The sequence below is a fragment of the Streptomyces sp. NPDC049577 genome, assembly GCF_040675635.1.
Classification (GTDB): domain Bacteria; phylum Actinomycetota; class Actinomycetes; order Streptomycetales; family Streptomycetaceae; genus Streptomyces.
Genome location: NZ_JBFAPH010000441.1, coordinates 1 through 4199, shown reverse-complemented (window position 1 = coordinate 4199; position 4199 = coordinate 1). Strand labels below are relative to the sequence as shown.

The window sequence follows — 4199 nt, the reverse complement described above, 5'->3', positions numbered from 1 at the left end:
CCGGCGCACGCGTCCCGTGCCCCTCGTTCACCACCGCCCACCGCCCCGTATTCCCGGAAGTCAACACGCCGCCACCCCCGTTCGGGGGTGGTGGGACTCGTCCCACCGTCGCACGATGCTAACCAGCGGGCCGGTTGTGTGCCCCGGCGAAGTGGAGGAGATGTGACGGCGACGCACCAGGCCGAGCAGGCCGACGCGGCAGACCCGGCGGGCGAGTTCCGGGCGGCGCGGGACTTCCTGCTCGCGCACCGCACCGACTACGCGACGGCGTACGAGGGCTTCCGGTGGCCGCGGCCCGCGGAGTTCAACTGGGCGCTCGACTGGTTCGACCGCGTCGCCGAGGGCAACGACCGCACGGCGCTGTGGATCGTGGAGGAGGACGGCACCGAGACCCGGCTGTCCTACGACGCCTTGCGCCGGCGTTCCGCCCAGGTCGCCAACTGGCTGCGTGGCCAGGGCGTACGCGCCGGTGACCGGGTGATCGTGATGCTCGGGAACCAGGCCGAGCTGTGGGAGACGGCACTGGCGGCGATGAAGCTGCGCGCCGTGGTCATCCCCGCCACGCCACTGCTGGGCACCGCCGACCTCGCCGACCGCGTCGAGCGCGGCGGCGCGCGCCACGTCCTGGTCCGCGCCGAGGACACCGGCAAGTTCGACGGAGTGCCCGGTGACTACACCCGCATCGCCGTCGGGGACGCGCCGGGCGCGGACGGCTGGCTGCGCTACGGCGACGCCGTGCGCGCCGACGAGACGTTCGCCCCCGACGGACCGACCCGCGCCGACGACACCCTGCTGCTGTACTTCACCTCCGGCACCACCGCCCGCCCCAAGCTCGTCGAACACACCCACATCTCCTATCCCGTCGGTCACCTGGCGACCATGTACTGGATCGGGCTGCGGCCGGGCGACGTCCACCTCAACATCTCCTCGCCCGGCTGGGCCAAGCACGCCTGGTCCAACCTCTTCGCGCCCTTCAACGCCGAGGCGACCGTCTTCGTGCACAACTACACCCGCTTCGACGCGGGCCGGCTGATGGCCGAGATGGACCGCTGCGGCGTGACGAGCTTCTGCGCCCCGCCGACGGTGTGGCGCATGCTCATCCAGGCCGACCTGTCCGCGCTGCGCACCCCGCCACGCGAGGTCGTCGCCGCGGGCGAGCCCCTGAACCCCGAGGTCATCGAGGCCGTCCGGGCGGCCTGGGGGGTGACCGTGCGGGACGGCTTCGGGCAGACGGAGACGGCCGTGCAGGTCGCCAACCCGCCGGGGCAGCCGCTGAAGAGCGGGTCCATGGGCCGGCCGGTGCCCGGCTTCCGCGTCGTCCTCCTCGACCCCGTCACCGGGCGGCCGGCGGACGAGGGGGAGATCGCCCTCGATCTGTCCGAGCGGCCCGTCGGCCTGATGACCGGCTACGCGGCCGACCCGGAGCGCACCGCCGAGGTCATGGCCGGCGGCTACTACCGGACGGGGGACATCGCCTCGCGGGACGAAGAGGGATATCTCACCTATGTCGGACGCGCCGACGATGTCTTCAAGTCCAGCGACTACAAGATCAGCCCCTTCGAGCTGGAGAGCGCCCTGCTGGAGCACGAGGCCGTCGCCGAGGCCGCGGTCGTCCCGGCCCCGGACCCGCTGCGGCTGTCGGTGCCCAAGGCGTACGTGGTGCTCGCCGAGGGCTGGGAGCCGGGGCCGGAGACGGCCAAGGTGCTGTTCACCCACTCGCGCGCCGTGCTGGCCCCCTACAAACGGGTGCGACGGCTGGAGTTCGCCGAGTTGCCCAAGACCGTGTCCGGCAAGATCCGCCGCATCGCGCTGCGCGAGCACACCGCGCAGGGCGGCGGCACCGAGTATCGAGAGGAAGACCACCGGTGAGCACACCTTCCTACACGGCAGGCCCCACCGACATCCCGCTCCTCGACGAGACCATCGGCGCCAACCTCGCCCGCGCCGTCGCACGCTTCGGCGAACGGGAAGCCCTCGTCGACGTCCCGGGCGGGCGTCGCTGGACGTACGCGGAATTCGGACAGGCCGTCGAGGAGGTCGCCCTGGGGCTGCTCGCCAAGGGTGTGGCCAAGGGCGACCGGGTGGGGATCTGGGCCGTGAACTGCCCCGAGTGGGTGATGGTGCAGTACGCCACCGCCCGCCTCGGCGCGATCATGGTCAATATCAATCCCGCCTACCGGGTACACGAATTGGGGTATGTGCTCCGCCAGGCCGAGGTGTCGGTCCTGGTCTCCTCCGTCGAGCACAAGACCAGCGACTACCGGCGCATGGTCGAGCAGGTGCGCGCCGACTGCCCGGTCCTGCGCGACGTCGTCTACATCGCCGACCCGACCTGGGACGGGCTGCTGCGGCTGGCCGCGACCGTCGACCCGGCCCGGCTCGCTGAACGCGAGGCCCGGCTGAGCTGTACGGACCCGGTCAACATCCAGTACACCTCGGGCACCACGGGCTTCGCCAAGGGTGCCACCCTCTCCCACCGCAACATCCTCAACAACGGCTACTTCGTGGGGGAGACCCTCGGCTACACCGAGGAGGACCGCATCGCACTGCCCGTGCCCTTCTATCACTGTTTCGGCATGGTCATGGGCAATCTCGCCGCCACCTCGCACGGCGCCTGCGCCGTCATCCCGGCGCCCTCCTTCGACCCCACCGCCACCCTGCACGCCGTCGAACGCGAGCGCTGCACGTCCCTGTACGGCGTCCCGACGATGTTCATCGCCGAGCTGAACCTGCCGGACTTCGCCACCTACGACCTCACCTCGCTGCGGACGGGCATCATGGCCGGATCGCCCTGCCCCACCGAGGTGATGAAGCGGGTCGTCGCCGAGATGCACATGGAGGAGGTCGCCATCTGCTACGGCATGACGGAGACCTCGCCCGTCTCCACCCAGACCCGGCGCGACGACGATCTCGATCGCCGCACCGGCACCGTCGGCCGGGTGCTGCCGCACATCGAGGTCAAGGTCGTCGACCCGGCGACCGGTGCGACGACCGGGCGCGACGAGCCCGGCGAGCTGTGCACCCGCGGCTACTCGGTGATGCTCGGCTACTGGAACGACCCCGAGCGCACCGCCGAGGCCGTCGACGCCGAGGGCTGGATGCACACCGGCGACCTCGCGGTGATGGACGAGGACGGCTACGTCCGGATCGTCGGCCGCATCAAGGACATGATCATCAGGGGCGGGGAGAACGTCTATCCCCGGGAGATCGAGGAGTTCCTGCACTCCCACCCGAAGATCGCCGACGTGCAGGTCATCGGGGTGCCCGACGAGACCTACGGTGAGGAGATCATGGCCTGTGTCATCCTGCGTGACCCCGCCGAGCCCCTCACCCGCGACGAGCTCGCCCGCTTCTGCCGGGGCCGGCTCGCGCACTACAAGGTGCCGCGCCACCTGCGCGTGATGGAGTCCTTCCCGATGACCACCAGCGGCAAGGTCCGCAAGGTCGAACTGCGGGAACAGGCGGCCGCGCTGCTGGACCCGACGGTGGTCCGCTCGTAGCGGACGAGGAGATCGTGTGCGGGGTGGGCCTCCGGTGGGCCCGCCCCGCCACACCCCCCGTTGGTGGGCCCGCGCTCCCCCGTGGCGCCGCGGGCCCGGCACCAAGTCTCCGCCTGCTCGTGTGCAACTCGCCACACCACGCGGCCAGTTCAGAGCAAGACTTGAGCTTCCGCGCTGCGGTCCGGACCAGGGGCGCATCCCTGGGCTCAGGCCCGGCCGGCCCGGGCCAGCTCGTCGGCCCACTCGTTGAGCGCCTGCGGCACACCGGCCAGGTCCAGGACGAACAGCGGCAGCCGCAGGTCCTCCGCCCGGCAGCGGGCGTCCGGCGCGTAGCCGGCGAGGGAGAAGAACACACCGGCCGCCGACTCCAGCAGCCCGTGCAGCCACAGGCACTCGACGTCCCGCAGCAGGGTCGGCAGGGTGGTCGGATCGACCCGGGCCACCACGCCCGTACCCCGCAGGTCCACCCCGGAGGCGGCGGGCGCGCCGCACTCGACGAGGCGGCGCACGTCCGTGAAGCCGAGCCAGCGCAGATAGCGCTCGGCTGCCATGACGGCGTCCCGCTCGGTCCGGATGGTCACCGGCCGGAACGCCGGCCGCGCCGCCCGCCTGCCGGGCCCGTGGGCCGACGGCGCCTCGCAGGCGGGCTCCTCGGCCCGGCCCGGCTGCACGGACCGGGGCACGGGCAGCCGCACCACC

Annotated in this window: 2 protein-coding genes and 1 pseudogene; 2 read left to right on the top strand and 1 reads right to left on the bottom strand. The window is 72.0% G+C overall.

Going from position 1 to position 4199, the window contains the following annotated elements:
* The first annotated feature begins 162 nt into the window (after positions 1 to 162).
* Both AB0K09_RS30480 and AB0K09_RS30475 read left to right on the top strand, forming a co-directional pair.
* On the top strand, positions 163 to 1869 hold the full coding sequence (locus AB0K09_RS30480; protein ID WP_366068640.1) for an AMP-binding protein: 1707 nt from the start codon (positions 163 to 165) through the stop codon (positions 1867 to 1869).
* A complete protein-coding gene (locus AB0K09_RS30475; RefSeq protein ID WP_366068639.1) occupies positions 1866 to 3500 on the top strand; it encodes an AMP-binding protein in 1635 nt (544 codons plus the stop codon). Before AB0K09_RS30480 ends, AB0K09_RS30475 begins: the two co-directional genes overlap by 4 nt.
* Before the next feature lie 206 nt (positions 3501 to 3706).
* On the opposite strand, the pseudogene AB0K09_RS30470 reads toward AB0K09_RS30475, so the two are convergent.
* Positions 3707 to 4199: pseudogene (locus tag AB0K09_RS30470) on the bottom strand (hypothetical protein); the annotation flags it as partial.